The organism is Mycolicibacillus koreensis, assembly GCF_002104795.1.
In the GTDB taxonomy this organism is placed as follows: domain Bacteria; phylum Actinomycetota; class Actinomycetes; order Mycobacteriales; family Mycobacteriaceae; genus Mycobacterium; species Mycobacterium koreense.
In genome coordinates, this window is sequence record NZ_NCXO01000001.1 from 204,842 (window position 1) to 219,575 (window position 14,734).

Sequence of the window (14,734 nt, forward strand, 5' to 3'; positions counted from 1 at the left end):
CTCATGTCCGATCGCGTCATCCTCGCCTACTCCGGCGGCCTGGACACGTCGGTGGCGATCAGCTGGATCGGTCAGGAGACCGGCCGCGAGGTGGTCGCGGTCGCCATCGACCTCGGGCAGGGCGGCGAGGACATGGAGGTGGTGCGCCAGCGCGCGCTGGACTGCGGCGCGGTCGAGGCGGTCGTCGTCGACGCCCGCGACGAGTTCGCCGACGAATACTGCCTGCCCACCATCTGGTCCAACGCGCTGTACATGGACCGCTACCCGCTGGTGTCGGCGATCAGCCGACCGCTGATCGTCAAACACCTGGTGGCCGCCGCCCGTGAGCACGGCGGCGGCACCGTGGCGCACGGCTGCACCGGGAAGGGCAACGACCAGGTGCGCTTCGAGGTCGGGTTCGCTTCGCTGGCACCGGATCTCGATGTTCTCGCCCCGGTGCGCGACTATGCCTGGACCCGGGAGAAGGCGATCGCGTTCGCCGAGGAGAACGCGATCCCGATCAACGTCACCAAACGCTCACCGTTCTCCATCGACCAGAACGTGTGGGGCCGCGCGGTGGAGACCGGGTTCCTCGAACACCTGTGGAACGCGCCCACCAAGGACGTCTACGACTACACCGAGGACCCGACGACCAACTGGTCGACCCCCGACGAGGTGATCATCGGGTTCGAGGCCGGGGTGCCGGTGAGTATCGACGGGCGTCGGGTCTCGGTGCTCGAGGCGATCGAGGAACTCAACCGCCGCGCCGGGGCCCAGGGGGTGGGCCGCCTCGACGTGGTGGAGGACCGGCTGGTCGGGATCAAGAGCCGCGAGATCTACGAGGCGCCCGGCGCGATGGTGCTCATCGCGGCCCACACCGAGTTGGAGCACGTCACGCTGGAACGCGAGCTGGGCCGGTTCAAACGCCACACCGACCAGCGGTGGACCGAACTGGTCTACGACGGGTTGTGGTTCTCGCCGCTGAAATCGGCGCTGGACGCGTTCGTCGCGCACACCCAGCAGCGGGTCTCCGGGGAGGTGAGGCTGGTGTTGCACGGCGGGCACATCGCGGTCAACGGCCGGCGCAGCGACGAGTCGCTCTACGACTTCAACCTGGCCACCTACGACGAGGGCGACAGCTTCGACCAGTCCGCCGCCAAGGGCTTCGTGCACCTGCACGGGCTGTCGTCGAAGATCGCCGCCCAGCGCGACCTGCGGTGAGCACATGAGCACCAACGAGGGGTCGCTGTGGGGCGGGCGGTTCGCCGACGGGCCGTCGGCGGCGTTGGCGGCGTTGAGCAAGTCCACCCACTTCGACTGGGTGTTGGCCCCCTACGACATCGCGGCGTCGCGGGCACACGCGAAGGTGCTGTTCGCCGCGGGGCTGCTCACCGCCGAGCAGCGCGACGGGCTGCTCGCCGGGCTCGACCGCCTCGACGGCGATGTCGCCGACGGCACGTTCGCACCGGCCGAGTCCGACGAGGATGTGCACGGAGCGTTGGAACGCGGGCTGATCGAGCGGGTCGGCCCGGACCTGGGCGGGCGGTTGCGGGCCGGCCGGTCGCGCAACGACCAGGTCGCCACGCTGTTCCGGATGTGGCTGCGCGACGCGGTGCGCCGGGTCGGCGCCGGGGTGCTGGAGCTCGTCGATGCACTGGCCGGGCAGGCGGCGGCACACCCGGGCGCGGTCATGCCCGGCAAGACCCATCTGCAATCCGCCCAGCCGGTGCTGCTGGCCCACCACCTGCTCGCCCACGCCCAGCCGCTGCTGCGTGACGTCGACCGGTTGCTGGACTTCGACGCCCGTACCGCGGTCTCGCCGTACGGGTCGGGGGCGCTGGCCGGGTCGTCATTGGGGCTGAGCCCGGAGGCGATCGCCGCCGACCTGGGGTTCGCCGCGGCCGCGGACAACTCGATCGACGCCACCGCCGCCCGCGATTTCGCCGCCGAGGCGGCGTTCGTGTTCGCGATGATCGGGGTCGATCTGTCCCGGCTCGCCGAGGACATCATCATCTGGAGCTCCACGGAATTCGGCTACGTCACCTTGCACGACGCGTGGTCGACCGGCTCCTCGATCATGCCGCAGAAGAAGAACCCCGACATCGCCGAGTTGGCGCGCGGCAAATCGGGCCGACTCATCGGCAACCTCACCGGCCTGCTGGCGACGTTGAAGGCGCAACCGTTGGCCTACAACCGGGATCTGCAGGAGGACAAGGAACCGTTGTTCGACTCGGTGGCGCAGCTGGAGATGCTGCTGCCGGCGATGACCGGGCTGATCGCGACCCTGCGGTTCGACACCGAGCGGATGGCGCAGCTGGCTCCGGCCGGCTACACCCTGGCGACCGATATCGCCGAATGGCTGGTACGCCAAGGAGTCCCATTCCGGGTGGCGCACGAGACCGCCGGGGCAGCGGTGCGCGCAGCCGAGCAGCGCGGCGTCGGACTCGAGGAGTTGCGCGACGACGAGTTGGCCGCGATCAGCACCGATCTGACCCCGCGGGTGCGCGAGGTCCTCTCCGTCGAGGGTTCGGTGGCCTCCCGCAATGCCCGCGGGGGCACCGCGCCGCAGCGTGTCGCCGAGCAACTCGACCGGCTGCGCCGACGCGTCGATGATCAGCGCGACCGGCTGCACAGGTAACCGTCGATGAGTGAGCCGGACGTCGACGCGGTCATCGAACGGGCGCAGCTGCTGGCCGAATTGGGCCAGCTCGCCGATGCCGACGCCGCGCTGCGCGCCGCGCTGACCTCCGAGCCCGATGACCCCCGACTGCTGACGGAGTTGGCGGCGGTGGCGCTGCAGGCCGGCGACATCGTCACCGCCTCACCGGCCTGCACCAGGGCGTCGGCGTGGTGGCCACCCGCGACGAGCAACCCGATCAGCCGCACCCGCAGTTCGATGACGTCGGGGTACTCGGCGACGGTGGCGCGCAGTTTGTCCAATTCCGGGTCGCGGTCACCGTCGCATCACCGCCGGTCGATTCAGCCGCGCCAAATCAGCAGATCCTCCATGCCGTTGTTCATGGTGACGTCACGGGGATTCGCCCCGGTGACGTCGAAGTAGATCTTCCCGGTCGCGCTGGCGCCCTGCGCGATGGTGGCGCCGCTGATCGTGGTCGGCGCGGCGACCTGCCACAGCACCCGGTAGCTGTCCTGCCCCGGTGCGACGGCGTTGAACTGGGAGATCGCCGGGGTCACGGTGCCGCGAACGGCGTGCACGGTGGCGGTGGCCTCCCACAGCCGCCCGGCCACCGGGTAGCCGGGCACCGCGTCGGTGCTGGGCTGCAGCGCGGCGACCCGCCACGAATACTGGACCTGCCCGACGGTGTCGGTCATCTCCAGGGTGTCGCCGAGCGCGCCGACGGTCGGTGGGCTGGCGGCGGCCAGCGGTGCGGTCAGCACCGCCACGACCGCCAGGATCAGGGTGCTCAGGGTCAGTCTGCTCGCCGTGACGATGCTCATGATGTCCTCCGTCGGTGCCGGCGCTTGTGCCGCCTCATTTTACGTCCACCAGCGGCACCGGCGACAGGAAAACCGCGGCTATTCGGCCAGCTCCGCGAGCTCCAACCAGCGCTGCTCGCGCTCGCTGACCTGCTGGTGCAGCGCGTCGAGGTCGGCGGTGAGTGCAGCCAGGCCGACATGATCGCTCGGGTCGTGGTCGGCCATCGCCCGGTGCACGGCGGCGATCCGCTCGGCCAGCTTGGCCAGGGCACGATCGATCGCGGCGATCTCCTTGTGCACGGCGCGCTGCTGCGCGCCGACGCTGCGCACCGGTTTGTCCGGCGCCGGGCGTGACGTGGCGGGCTCGGGACCGGCGGCGGTCAGGCGCAGGTATTCCTCGACACCGCCGGGCAGATGGCGCAGCCGCCCGTCGAGGATCGCGTACTGCTGGTCGGTGACCCGCTCCAGCAGATACCGGTCGTGGGAGACGACGATGAGGGTGCCCGGCCAGGCGTCGAGCAGATCCTCGATGGCGGTGAGCATGTCGGTGTCGACGTCGTTGGTGGGCTCATCGAGGATGAGCACGTTCGGCTCCGCCAGCAACGTGAGCATGAACTGCAGCCGGCGGCGCTGCCCGCCGGAGAGTTCGCGTACCCGCGCGGCGAGTCGACCGCGGTCGAATCCGAGCCGTTCCAGCAACTGGGCGGGGGTCAACTCCCGACCGCCGACCTGATAGCCGCTGCGCAGCTCGCTGATCACGTCAGCGACCCGGTCGTCGGCGAGGTCGGACAGCTGCCCCATGCGTTGGTCGAGCATGGCCAGCTCAACGGTCTTGCCCCGTTTGACCCGGCCGGAATCGGGTGTCACGGTCCCGGCGATCAACCCCAGCAAGGTGGATTTTCCGGCGCCGTTGGCCCCGAGGATGCCGGTGCGCTCACCGGGCCCGATCCGCCACTCGATGTCGCGCAACACCGGCACGGCGTCGGCAGAGTCCCGGGCCTGCCCGAACGACACCGTGACGTCGAGCAGGTCGACGACGTTCTTGCCGAGTCGGGCGGTCGCCAGTTTCGCCAGCTCGACGCCGTTGCGCAGCGGCGGCACGTCGGCGATGAGCGCGGTGGCCGCGTCGATGCGGAACTTCGGTTTGGAGGTGCGCGCCGGGGCGCCCCGGCGCAACCAGGCCAACTCCTTGCGCAGCAGGTTCTGCCGTTTGTTCTCCGCGACGGCGGCCTGGCGGTTCCGCTCGACCCGGGCCAGCACATACGCCGCGTAGCCGCCGTCGAAGGGTTCGACGACCCCGTCGTGGACCTCCCAGGTGGTGGTGGCGACCTCGTCGAGAAACCAGCGGTCGTGGGTGATCAGCAGCAGCCCCCCGGTGGAGCGCGACCAGCGGTTGCGCAGGTGCGTGGCGAGCCAGTGGATGCCCTGCAGATCCAGGTGGTTGGTGGGCTCGTCGAGGGCGATCACGTCCCACTCGCCGATGAGCAGCGCACCCAGTTGCACCCGGCGGCGTTGCCCGCCGGAGAGGGTGTCCACCGCGGCCCGCCAGTCCAGGTCGGAGACCAGCCCGGCGACCACGTCGCGGATGCGGGGATCGGCGGCCCACTCGTGGTCGGCGGCGTCGCCGACCAGCGCCCGCCCCACCGTCTGCCCGGCGGGCAGGGTGTCGTCTTGGTCCAGCACCCCGACCCGCAGCCCGGCGCGGTGGGTGACCCGTCCGCCGTCGGGAGTGATCTGGCCGGTGAGCAGGCCCAGCAGCGAGGATTTGCCGTCGCCGTTGCGCCCGACGATGCCGATCCGGTCGCCCTCGTCGACGCCGAGGCTCACCGACTCCAGCACCACGCCGCTGGCGTACTCCAGATGCAGGGCCTCCGCCCCGAGCAGATGGGCCATCGCCGCTACCGCCCCGACCGGTCCGTCACACCCGCCACAGCGCCTCCTGGGCGGTGCTGGCCACCAGCGCCCCGGCGCGGTCGTAGAGCGCCCCGCGGGCCAGGCCGCGGCTGTCACTGTTGTTGGCGGCGGCGACCTCGTAGCGATGCCATTGGTGCGGGGCGAATCGACGGTGGAACCAGATCGAGTGATCCAAGCTGGTGGCGAACGCGGAGCCGAAATCCAGCTCGGTACCCGGCGGGCGTACCGCGGGCACCGGCCCCAGATCGGAGATGAACGTCAGCGCGCAGGCACAGATCAGCGGATCGTCGCCGAGCGGGTCGCGGGTGCGGATCCAATACGGCGGCACCGCATACGGTGAGCGGTCCCGCGGATCGGTGCGGATCTCGAATCGGTCGGTGTACTGCAGCACCGGCTGCTTGGGCACCGACGTGTCGAACGGCAGCGCGGACTCGACGTCAGGATGCCAGTCGGCGCCGGGCTCGGGGTGGTGGAACGAGGCGATGAGTTCCAAGATCACCGCGTCGTCCTGCCGGACGCTGACCTGGCGGGTGTCGAAGGACCGGCCGGTGCGGATGCGTTGCACCTGCATGTGCAACGGCGCGTCGTAGTGACCGCCGCGCACGAAATAGGCGTGCAGCGAGTGCGGTGGCTTGTCGGCGTCGACGGTGCGCCCGGCCGCGGCGAGGGCCTGGGCGGCGATCAGCCCCCCGAACAGCCGGGGTGCCGGACCGGCCTCGATGGTGCGGACGACGAACGTGTCCCCGGCACGGTCGAAGTCCAGCAGCCGCGCCAGCCAACTCGGCTCGTTCCCGTCACGGCGGCGGTTCTCGGCGTTGTCGGTGGCGGTCATGGCCCAACCACCCTATCGACCGCTTGGTGGGGCGCTCAGCCCGGCTGCCGGTCGCATCGGGCGGATCCCACACCCGCGCTGGCGTGGACCGATAGGTTTTATGATGGCCGGATCAGCTAGGCAGGGGAGCAATGCGTTGGAGATGAACCTCTCGGCGGTCAAACGACCGCTGGACCGCTTGATGGCGACCGCGCAGAACGGGCTGGAGGTACTCCGACTGGGCGGACTGGAAACCGGCAGCGTGCCCTCGCCGTTCCAGATCGTTGAGAGCGTGCCGATGTACAAGCTGCGGCGGTACTTTCCGCCGGACAGCCGCCCCGGGCAACCGCCGGCCGGCCCGCCGGTGCTGATGGTGCACCCGATGATGATGGCGGCCGACATGTGGGACGTCACACGCGACGAGGGCGCGGTGGGCATCTTGCACGCGGCCGGATTGGACGCCTGGGTCATTGATTTCGGCTCGCCGGACAAGGTCGAGGGTGGCATGGACCGCGACCTCGCCGACCACGTCGTCGCGCTGAGTGAGGCGATCGACACCGTGCGCGCCACCACCGGTCACGACGTGCACCTCGCGGGGTATTCCCAAGGCGGGATGTTCTGCTACCAGACTGCCGCCTACCGGCGCTCGAAGAACATCGCGAGCATCGTGGCGTTCGGGTCACCGGTCGACGCGCTGGCGTCACTGCCGATGGGCGTCCCGTCGGATCTGGCGACCACGGCCGCCAACTTCATGGCCGATCACGTGTTCACCCGGCTGGACATCCCGAGCTGGTTGGCCCGCACCGGGTTCCAGATGATGGACCCGCTGAAGACCGCCAAGGCGCGACTGGAGTTCGTCCGCCAGCTCCACGACCGCGAGGCGCTGCTGGCCCGCGAACAGCAGCGCCGCTTCCTGGATTCCGACGGCTGGATCGCCTGGTCGGGGCCGGCGATCTCGGAGCTGCTCAAGCTGTTCATCGCCCACAACAGGATGATGACCGGCGGATTCGCCATCCGGGGCCAGTTGGTGACGTTGACCGACATCACCTGCCCGATCCTGGCCTTCGTCGGGGAGGTCGACGACATCGGCCAACCGCCGGCGGTGCGCGGCATCCGACGCGCCGCACCCAACAGCGACGTCTACGAATATCTCTTGCGCGCCGGTCATTTCGGTCTGGTGGTGGGTTCCAAGGCCGCCGAGCTGACGTGGCCGACGGTGGCCGACTGGGTGTTGTGGATCGTCGAGCAGGGGCCGAAACCGGCCGGGATCGTGCCGATGGCCGACCAGCCTGCCGAGCACGCCGACAGTGGCGTACCGATCAGCTCGCGGGTGGCCCACGGGCTCGGTGAGGCCTCGGAGATGGTGTTGACCCTTGCCCGCGGAGCCGCGACCGCGGTGGTCGCCGCGAACAAGTCGGTGCGCACGCTGGCCATCGAGACGGTACGCACCCTGCCCCGGCTGGCCCGACTCGGCCAGATCAACGACCACACCCGGATCTCGTTGGGCCGCATCATCGACGAGCAGGCCGCCGACGCCCCCGCCGGGGAGTTCCTGCTCTTCGACGGCCGGGTCCACACCTACGAGGCGGTCAACCGCCGCATCAACAACGTGGTGCGCGGCCTCATCGAGGTCGGGGTGCGCCAGGGCGACCACGTCGGCGTGCTGATGGAGACCCGCCCGAGTGCGCTGGTCGCGATCGCGGCGCTGTCACGGCTGGGCGCGGTGTCGGTGCTGATGCCACCGGGCAGCGACTTGGCCACCGCCGTGCAGATCGGCGGCGTCAGTGAGCTGCTCACCGACCCCACCAACCTCGACGCGGCCCGGGGGCTGCCGTGCCAGGTGCTGGTTCTCGGGGGCGGGGAGGCCCGCGACCTGCACCTGCCCGACGACAGTGACGTCATCGACATGGAGCAGATCGACCCCGACGCGGTCACCCTGCCCGGATGGTATCGGGCCAACCCCGGCTACGCGCGCGACCTGGCGTTCATCGCGTTCAGCCGGGTGGGCGGTGAACTGGTCGCCAAACAGATCACCAACTACCGGTGGGCGCTGTCGGCGTTCGGGACCGCCTCGGCCGCGTCGCTGGACCACACCGACACCGTCTACTGCCTCACCCCGCTGCACCACGAGTCGGGGCTGCTGGTGAGCCTCGGCGGCGCGGTGGTCGGTGGGACCCGCATCGCGTTGTCCCGGGGGCTGCGCCCGGACCGGTTCGTCGCCGAAGTCCGCCAGTACGGCGTCACCGTGGTGTCCTACACCTGGGCGATGCTCGACGAGGTCATCAAGGATCCCGGGTTCGCGTTGCACGGCAACCATCCGGTGCGGCTGTTCATCGGCTCGGGGCTGCCGACCGGGCTGTGGCAGCGGGTCACCGAGGCGTTCGCCCCGGCGCACGTGGTGGAGTTCTTCGCCACCACCGACGGCCAGGCCGTGTTGGCCAACGTCTCCGGGGCGAAGGTGGGCAGCAAGGGCCGGCCACTGCCCGGCGCGGGGGAGGCGCAACTGGCCGCCTACGACGCCGAACACGACCTGATTCTGGAGACCGACGACGGGTTCGTGCAGGTCGCCGAGACCGACGAGGTGGGTGTGCTGCTGGCCCGCTCGCGCGGCCCGATCGACCCGGCCGCCTCGGTCAAACGCGGGGTGTTCGCCCCGGCCGATACCTGGGTGTCCACGGAGTATCTGTTCTGGCGGGACGCCGACGGGGATTACTGGCTCGCCGGTGGACGCGGGGCGGTGATCCACACCGCCCGCGGTGTGGTCTACCCGGTCCCGGTCACCGACGCGCTGGGGCTGATCAACGGTGTCGACCTGGCCGCCACCTACGCGGTCACCGTCGGATCGACGCAGTACGCGATCGCGGCGATCACCGTGACCGCCGGCGCCACGGTGACCCCGGCCGGTCTGCACGAGGCGATGGCGCAACTGCCGGTGGGCGAGCCCCCCGATCTGGTGCACGTGGTGGCGACGTTGCCGCTGAGCAGCACCTATCGCCCGACCACCGGCGACCTGCCGCACGCCGGTCTGCCCAAGGCCGGCCGCACCACCTGGTATCTGGACGCCGAGACCGGCCAGTACAAACGGCTGACCGCCGCCGTGCGCAAGGCGCTGATCGGCGCCGACACCGCGGGTCAGGAACCCGAGCGGTCGTAGAGGCTGGCGACCCACGGTTCGGCGCAGAACCGGTGCTGGGCCCCTGCCGGATCGATGCCGGCGTCGCGGAGTGCCGCGGTGCGCGCCGCCAGCGCCCCCGGCGGGTAATCGTCCTCGCTCAACGCGCACTTGGTGGCGCCGTGGGTCTCCCAGTCCACATGCCCGGGCGGATCGGCCCAGTCGGCGGCCTGCACCCGCAGTTCGGCCACCGTGACCAGATGGTCGTCGACGAACCGCGAGAGGGTCACGGTGCCCGCGCGCGCCCCGAGGTGGGCGTATTGAGCGGTGAATCCGTCGGCGGTCTGCCAGAAGGTGCGGAATCCGAACACCTCGCCGGCCGGGGCGTACGTCGTCTCCTCGCCCCGGGCACGCCACACCGTCATGGTCTCCCCGCCGGTGCCGCCGGAGTCGGTGATGATCAGCAGTTCGTCGCGCCCGTCGGCATCGAGATCGCGCAGCAGGTACCGCGGACCGTAGTCGTGGTCGGTGTCCTCGGTGATGACCTGGGGGCTGCCCCGGCCCGGGGCGATCACGGTGACCGCGGTGCGATAGCTGTGCGGCCCGACGGTGGTGGTGTGACCCTCGAACGTCAGTCCGAGCCGGTCGGTGGAGACGGTGCGGCAGTCGCTGGCCGCTCCGATGGCGGGGCGCTCGATGTCGGAGCAGTCGGGCATCTCGTCACCGCGCGCCGGGGACGCCGCGAGCAGCGCCACAGCGAACACCGTCGTCCCGATCGGCGCCCACCGCATCATGACCTGGATCTTAGGTCGCCGGGTTAGGCTGCGGTGTGTCTTCTGCTCAGCCCGCCGCGCCCGCCTGGTTGCCGGAGTTGCTCCCGCTGCTGGTCTGCCCCGACGACCGGGGTCCGCTGTTGGCCTGCGGGCCGACCGTGCTCTACAACCCGCGGCTCCGGCGCGCCTATCGCATCGATGACGGCATCCCGGTGCTGCTCATCGACGAGGCTCGCGACGTCGACGACGACGAACACGAGCGCCTCATGGCCGCAGCGGATCCGGCAGCTCCCCGCTGAGATAGCGCTGCAGCGTCGGGCCGATCATCGCGACGACCGCGTCGGCGGGCAGCGACGCCATCGGCTCCAATCCGACGATGTAGCGCGCCACCACGATCCCCATCAGCTGGCTGGCCACGAATTCCGCCCGCACCACACCGCTGCCCGGCGGATCGTCGGCCCGCGCGGACAGCTCGGCCACGACGATGTCGCGGAAGAACGACCGCGCCAGTGGGACGTCGCCGCCGGTGAGCAGCGTGCGCAAGGTGGCCAACAGTCCGGCGCCGGCCGCGGAATCCCACAGTGTCAACAGGATCGCGGGCAAGCGGTGCCCGAGTTCGTCCAGGGGCAGTTCCCGCAGCGGGATCAGGATGGTCATCGGGTCCACGGGTGCGTCGATCGCCGCGGCGAACAACTGTTGTTTGGTGCCGAAATAGTGGTGCACCAGGGCGGAGTCGACGCCGGCGGCGGCAGCGATGGCCCGCACGGAGGTGCCGGCGAACCCGCGGTTGGCGAACAGGTCGCGCGCGTTGGTCAGGATCCGTTCGCGGGTGTCGCTGTGCCCCGGCGGGCGGCCGCGGCGCCGCCGGGCGGCGTCGGCACTCACGGCGTCCGGCGCCGCAGCGTCGCCGCCGCCAGGCCGAGCGCGGCGAGCGCGAAGCCGATCACCACGGCGATGTCGCGCGCGGCGATCCCGGTGAGGCCCGGGTGGGCACCGACCTGTTGGAGCGCCTCGAGCGCGTAGCTCGCGGGCATGACGTTGCTGATCCATTGCAGCCAGTCGGCCATCACCGGACGCGGCACGATGATCCCGGCGAGCAGCAGCTGCGGCACCATCACCACCGGGATGAACTGGACCGCCTGGAATTCGGTGCGGGCGAACGCACTGCACAACAGGCCAAGGCCCACTCCGAGGATCGCGTTGACGATCGCGATCAGAAACACCCAGGCGGGATTGCCTTCGGTGCGAAATCCCAAGAACCAGAACGACACCGCACACGCCAAACTGGCCTGGGCAACAGCGGCCACAGAGAACGCTGTGCCGTAGGCGGCCAGCAGGTCCAACCGGCGCAGCGGGGTGGTCAGGATCCGCTCAAGGGTGCCCGAGGCACGTTCGCGCTGCATCGTGATCGAGGTGATGATGAACATCAAAAACAGCGGGAACAGCCCCAGCAGGATCAGACAGGCGGTGCTGAACGGCGGCGGGCTGCCCGGCGGGTGTGGGGCGTTTTCGAACATGAAGTACATCAACGTGATGATCGCCGTGGGCACCACCACGATCATCGCCACGCTGCGCCGGTCGGTGGCCAGCTGGCGCAGGATCCGCGCCGTGGTGGCCAGATACGGCCGTAGCCCCCAGCGCAATCGGCCACCGCGGGGGCCGTCGGGCGTCCTCACCCCCGGGCGTCGGCGGTGCTGCGCCGAATGATCGACAGGAACGCGTCTTCCAGTGACGTGCATCCGGTGTCCTTTCGCAACTCGGTGGGGGAGGTGTGGGCCAACAGCCGCCCGTCGCGCAGCAGGAGCAGCCGCCCGCAGTGGTCGGCTTCGTCCATGACGTGGCTGGAGATCAGCAGCGTGCTGCCGGCCTTCGCCAACGCGTCGAATTGTGCCCACAGTTCGGTGCGCAGCACCGGGTCGAGCCCGACGGTGGGCTCGTCGAGCACCAGCAGGGCCGGGCGGGCGACCAGCGCACACGCCAACGACACCCGGATGCGTTGACCGCCGGAGAGGTCCGCGGCGAAGTTGGTGCGCTGGTCGGTGAGCCCGACGGTGTCCACGGCGGCGTCGGCGTCGCCGGTCGCCGCCCCGTACAGCGCGGCGAAATAGCGCACGTTGTCGATGACCCGCAGGTCGGGGTAGACGGTCGGATCCTGGGTGACGTAGCCGACCCGGCGGCGCAGCCACGCCGACCCGGCGGGGCGCCCGAGCACGGTTACCGCGCCCGACTCCACGATCTGGGTGCCGACGATGCAGCGCATCAGCGTGGTCTTGCCGCATCCCGACGGGCCCAGCAGTCCGGTGATGGTGCCGCGGGGGATCTGCAGGCTGAGGTCGTGCAGGACCGGACGGCCACCGCGCACCACCTGCAACCGGTCGACGCGGACCGCGGGCTCGACAGCCCTTAATTCATCAACTGATGAACTCATCATGTGATGAATATGAACCACCGGGGGCGGGATGTCAACACCGGTTGGGCAGAATCGAGGCGATGGGCCCCGACGAACTGCAGACCGAACCGCTGGCCGCGGCCCGTCGTGTTCTCGGCGCGACGCTGACCGGGCGCGGAGTGCGCGCGGTCATCGTCGAGGTCGAGGCCTACGGCGGGGTCCCCGACGGCCCGTGGCCGGACCCGGCCGCGCACTCCTATCGGGGGCCGACCGGGCGCAACCGGGTGATGTTCGGCCCGCCCGGGCACCTGTACACCTACCGCAGCTACGGCATCCACATCTGCGCCAACGTCGCCTGCGGCCCCGACGGCACCGCGGCGGCCGCGCTGCTGCGGGCCGCGGCGATCGTCGACGGGGCCGCCGTGGCCCGGGCGCGCCGCGGCGAGCAGCACCGGCCGGTGGCGCTGGCGCGCGGGCCGGGAAATCTGTGTGCCGCGCTGGGGATCACCCTCGACGACAACGGTCTGGACCTGTTCGACCCGACCAGCCCGGTGCGGTTGACCCTCAACGCCCCGCAGCCCGCGGCGACCGGCCCCCGGGTCGGGGTCAGCAGCGCCGCCGACCGGCGTTGGCGGCTCTGGCTGCCCGACCACCCGGAGGTGTCGAGTTACAAACGCAGCCCCCGGGCACCGGCACCGGGGGACAGCGACTGACGGGCGTTCTGCGAAACTTCCCCCATGGGTAGCCCTTCGGAGATTCTCGACGAGCTCGACTGGCGGGGGCTGATCGCGCAGTCCACCGATCGGGACGCACTGACCGCCGCCACGCGCAGCCCGCTGACCGTGTACGCCGGCTTCGATCCGACCGCACCGAGCCTGCACGCCGGGCATTTGGTGCCGCTGTTGACGCTGCGCCGGTTCCAGCAGGCCGGCCATCGCCCGATCGTGTTGGCCGGCGGGGCGACCGGACTGATCGGCGACCCCCGCGACGCCGGGGAGCGCACGCTGCAGTCGTCGGACACGGTCGCGGCGTGGGTGGGCCGCATCGGCGAGCAGTTGGCGCGCTTCGTCGACTTCGATGACGGGCCCACCGGCGCGATCGTGGAGAACAACCTGGATTGGACACAGCGGCTCAGCGCGGTGGACTTCCTCCGCGATCTGGGCAAGCACTTCTCGGTGAACACCATGCTCGACCGCGAGACCGTGCGCCGGCGGCTGGACTCCGACGGCATCTCCTACACCGAGTTCAGCTACATGCTGCTGCAGGCCAACGACTACGTCGAGCTGCACCGCCGCCACGGGTGCACCCTGCAGATCGGCGGCTCCGACCAGTGGGGCAACATCGTCGCCGGGGTGCGACTGGTACGCCAACAGCTCGGGCAGACCGTGCACGCCCTGACGGTGCCCCTGGTCACCGCGGCCGACGGGACGAAATTCGGTAAGTCCACCGGTGGCGGCAACCTGTGGCTGGACCCGGAGCTGACCAGCCCGTACGCCTTCTACCAGTATTTCGTCAACACCGCCGACGCCGACGTAATGCGCTACCTGCGCTGGTTCACGTTCTCATCGGCCGAGGAACTGGCCGAGCTGGAGACCGCCACCGCCGAACGTCCCCAGCAACGCGCCGCGCAGCGGCGGCTGGCCCGCGAGATCACCACCCTGGTGCACGGGCAGGCCGCCACCACCGCCGTCGAGCAGGCCAGCCAGGCACTGTTCGGCCGCGGCGACCTCGGCGGGCTCGACGAGGCCACCCTCGGCGCCGCGCTCGCCGAGACGCCGGTCGCCCGCCTGACCCCCGGCGACCCGGACGGCATCGTGGACCTGTTGGTCGCCAGCGGGCTCTCGGCGAGCAAGGGCGCGGCCCGGCGCACGATCGGCGAGGGCGGGGTCTCGGTGAACAACGTCCGGATCGACAGCGTCGAGTGGGCCCCGAGCGTCGGCGACTTCCTGCACGGCCGCTGGCTGGTGCTGCGACGTGGCAAGCGCCACATTGCGGGCGTCGAGGCCGGCCCCGGCGTCCACGGTGCCACCGCCGACACCGCCAAGTAGCGCAGCGAGATACCGGCCCTAGCAGGGGATTTGACTCCCAGCCGCCCCTCACGTAACTTATGAGTCGTCGCCGCGACGCGGGATTCCCGCGCCAGCGCGGCGGCGTCCCAGAGGAGACACCACTTCGGTGGGTTTCCTCGCCGTCCGCTCTACGTCCTACGGCTAATCGCCGGCGGTCGTCGCGCGGCCGGAGCAGGGTGTGTTGTTTGAGAACTCAATAGTGTGTTTGGTGGTTTTTGTTTGTTGTTGTTTTTTGCCACATTCTTGGCC

Annotated in this window: 14 protein-coding genes; 7 read left to right on the plus strand and 7 right to left on the minus strand. The window is 70.5% G+C overall.

Annotated features, from left to right (window positions below; all coding sequences use genetic code 11):
* Positions 1–3: 3 nt before the first annotated feature.
* From B8W67_RS00985 to B8W67_RS20465, 3 genes are read left to right on the plus strand one after another with little or no spacing between them, the layout of a single operon-like run.
* On the plus strand, positions 4–1,200 hold the full coding sequence (locus B8W67_RS00985; protein ID WP_069392346.1) for an argininosuccinate synthase: 1,197 nt from the start codon (positions 4–6) through the stop codon (positions 1,198–1,200).
* Positions 1,201–1,204: 4 nt separating this feature from the next.
* On the plus strand, positions 1,205–2,617 hold the full coding sequence (argH, locus tag B8W67_RS00990; RefSeq protein ID WP_085301837.1) for an argininosuccinate lyase: 1,413 nt from the start codon (positions 1,205–1,207) through the stop codon (positions 2,615–2,617).
* A 6-nt stretch (positions 2,618–2,623) separates the two neighbouring features.
* Positions 2,624–3,040, plus strand: a complete 417-nt coding sequence (locus B8W67_RS20465; protein ID WP_133056028.1) for a tetratricopeptide repeat protein — start codon at positions 2,624–2,626, stop codon at positions 3,038–3,040.
* Here B8W67_RS20465 and B8W67_RS01000 read toward each other — a convergent pair.
* The 3 genes from B8W67_RS01000 to B8W67_RS01010 all read right to left on the minus strand — a co-directional run bounded on the left by B8W67_RS01000 (position 2,959) and on the right by B8W67_RS01010 (position 6,163).
* Entirely contained in the window at positions 2,959–3,438 is a 480-nt protein-coding gene (locus tag B8W67_RS01000; RefSeq protein ID WP_085301841.1) for an MPT63 family protein, read from the minus strand. The genes B8W67_RS20465 and B8W67_RS01000 overlap by 82 nt on opposite strands.
* A 78-nt stretch (positions 3,439–3,516) precedes the next feature.
* On the minus strand, positions 3,517–5,310 hold the full coding sequence (locus B8W67_RS01005) for an ABC-F family ATP-binding cassette domain-containing protein (RefSeq protein WP_085301843.1): 1,794 nt from the start codon (positions 5,308–5,310) through the stop codon (positions 3,517–3,519).
* 25 nt (positions 5,311–5,335) lie between these two features.
* Positions 5,336–6,163, minus strand: coding sequence for an acyl-CoA thioesterase (locus B8W67_RS01010; RefSeq protein WP_085301845.1), 828 nt, complete (start codon positions 6,161–6,163; stop codon positions 5,336–5,338).
* A 142-nt stretch (positions 6,164–6,305) separates the two neighbouring features.
* Here B8W67_RS01010 and B8W67_RS01015 point away from each other — a divergent pair, with 142 nt between their 5' ends.
* Positions 6,306–9,296 carry an acyl-CoA synthetase gene (locus B8W67_RS01015; protein WP_235671926.1) on the plus strand — a complete coding sequence of 997 codons (2,991 nt, stop codon included), beginning with the start codon at positions 6,306–6,308 and terminating at the stop codon, positions 9,294–9,296.
* On the opposite strand, the gene B8W67_RS01020 is transcribed toward B8W67_RS01015, so the two are convergent.
* Positions 9,275–10,048 carry a hypothetical protein gene (locus B8W67_RS01020; RefSeq protein WP_085301849.1) on the minus strand — a complete coding sequence of 258 codons (774 nt, stop codon included), beginning with the start codon at positions 10,046–10,048 and terminating at the stop codon, positions 9,275–9,277. The two genes, B8W67_RS01015 and B8W67_RS01020, sit on opposite strands and share 22 nt — an antisense overlap.
* A gap of 68 nt (positions 10,049–10,116) precedes the next feature.
* Between B8W67_RS01020 and B8W67_RS01025 the strand changes: the two genes are divergently transcribed.
* Positions 10,117–10,326, plus strand: a complete 210-nt coding sequence (locus B8W67_RS01025; RefSeq protein WP_069392352.1) for a Trm112 family protein — start codon at positions 10,117–10,119, stop codon at positions 10,324–10,326.
* Here B8W67_RS01025 and B8W67_RS01030 read toward each other — a convergent pair.
* The 3 genes from B8W67_RS01030 to B8W67_RS01040 are packed head-to-tail and all read right to left on the minus strand — an operon-like array spanning position 10,292 to position 12,458.
* A complete protein-coding gene (locus B8W67_RS01030; RefSeq protein ID WP_069392353.1) occupies positions 10,292–10,912 on the minus strand; it encodes a TetR/AcrR family transcriptional regulator in 621 nt (206 codons plus the stop codon). The two genes, B8W67_RS01025 and B8W67_RS01030, sit on opposite strands and share 35 nt — an antisense overlap.
* Positions 10,909–11,766 carry an ABC transporter permease gene (locus tag B8W67_RS01035; protein WP_069392354.1) on the minus strand — a complete coding sequence of 286 codons (858 nt, stop codon included), beginning with the start codon at positions 11,764–11,766 and terminating at the stop codon, positions 10,909–10,911. Before B8W67_RS01035 ends, B8W67_RS01030 begins: the two co-directional genes overlap by 4 nt.
* On the minus strand, positions 11,700–12,458 hold the full coding sequence (locus B8W67_RS01040) for an ABC transporter ATP-binding protein (protein ID WP_085301850.1): 759 nt from the start codon (positions 12,456–12,458) through the stop codon (positions 11,700–11,702). Before B8W67_RS01040 ends, B8W67_RS01035 begins: the two co-directional genes overlap by 67 nt.
* 59 nt (positions 12,459–12,517) lie before the next feature.
* Here B8W67_RS01040 and B8W67_RS01045 point away from each other — a divergent pair, with 59 nt between their 5' ends.
* Both B8W67_RS01045 and tyrS read left to right on the plus strand, forming a co-directional pair.
* Positions 12,518–13,129 carry a DNA-3-methyladenine glycosylase gene (locus tag B8W67_RS01045; protein WP_069392356.1) on the plus strand — a complete coding sequence of 204 codons (612 nt, stop codon included), beginning with the start codon at positions 12,518–12,520 and terminating at the stop codon, positions 13,127–13,129.
* A gap of 24 nt (positions 13,130–13,153) precedes the next feature.
* Positions 13,154–14,464: a tyrosine--tRNA ligase gene (gene tyrS / locus B8W67_RS01050; RefSeq protein WP_085301852.1), complete on the plus strand. Its 1,311-nt coding sequence runs from the start codon at positions 13,154–13,156 to the stop codon at positions 14,462–14,464.
* Positions 14,465–14,734: the final 270 nt, after the last annotated feature.

Excerpts from the sequence above, each read along its gene's own strand:
- B8W67_RS00985 (WP_069392346.1), top strand. The coding sequence starts at position 4 with ATGTCCGATCGCGTCATCCTCGCCTACTCCGGCGGCCTGGACACGTCG.
- argH (WP_085301837.1), top strand. The coding sequence starts at position 1,205 with ATGAGCACCAACGAGGGGTCGCTGTGGGGCGGGCGGTTCGCCGACGGG.
- B8W67_RS20465 (WP_133056028.1), top strand. The coding sequence starts at position 2,624 with ATGAGTGAGCCGGACGTCGACGCGGTCATCGAACGGGCGCAGCTGCTG.
- B8W67_RS01000 (WP_085301841.1), bottom strand. The coding sequence starts at position 3,438 with ATGAGCATCGTCACGGCGAGCAGACTGACCCTGAGCACCCTGATCCTG.
- B8W67_RS01005 (WP_085301843.1), bottom strand. The coding sequence starts at position 5,310 with ATGGCCCATCTGCTCGGGGCGGAGGCCCTGCATCTGGAGTACGCCAGC.
- B8W67_RS01010 (WP_085301845.1), bottom strand. The coding sequence starts at position 6,163 with ATGACCGCCACCGACAACGCCGAGAACCGCCGCCGTGACGGGAACGAG.
- B8W67_RS01015 (WP_235671926.1), top strand. The coding sequence starts at position 6,306 with ATGAACCTCTCGGCGGTCAAACGACCGCTGGACCGCTTGATGGCGACC.
- B8W67_RS01020 (WP_085301849.1), bottom strand. The coding sequence starts at position 10,048 with ATGATGCGGTGGGCGCCGATCGGGACGACGGTGTTCGCTGTGGCGCTG.
- B8W67_RS01035 (WP_069392354.1), bottom strand. The coding sequence starts at position 11,766 with ATGCACGTCACTGGAAGACGCGTTCCTGTCGATCATTCGGCGCAGCAC.
- B8W67_RS01040 (WP_085301850.1), bottom strand. The coding sequence starts at position 12,458 with ATGATGAGTTCATCAGTTGATGAATTAAGGGCTGTCGAGCCCGCGGTC.
- B8W67_RS01045 (WP_069392356.1), top strand. The coding sequence starts at position 12,518 with ATGGGCCCCGACGAACTGCAGACCGAACCGCTGGCCGCGGCCCGTCGT.
- tyrS (WP_085301852.1), top strand. The coding sequence starts at position 13,154 with ATGGGTAGCCCTTCGGAGATTCTCGACGAGCTCGACTGGCGGGGGCTG.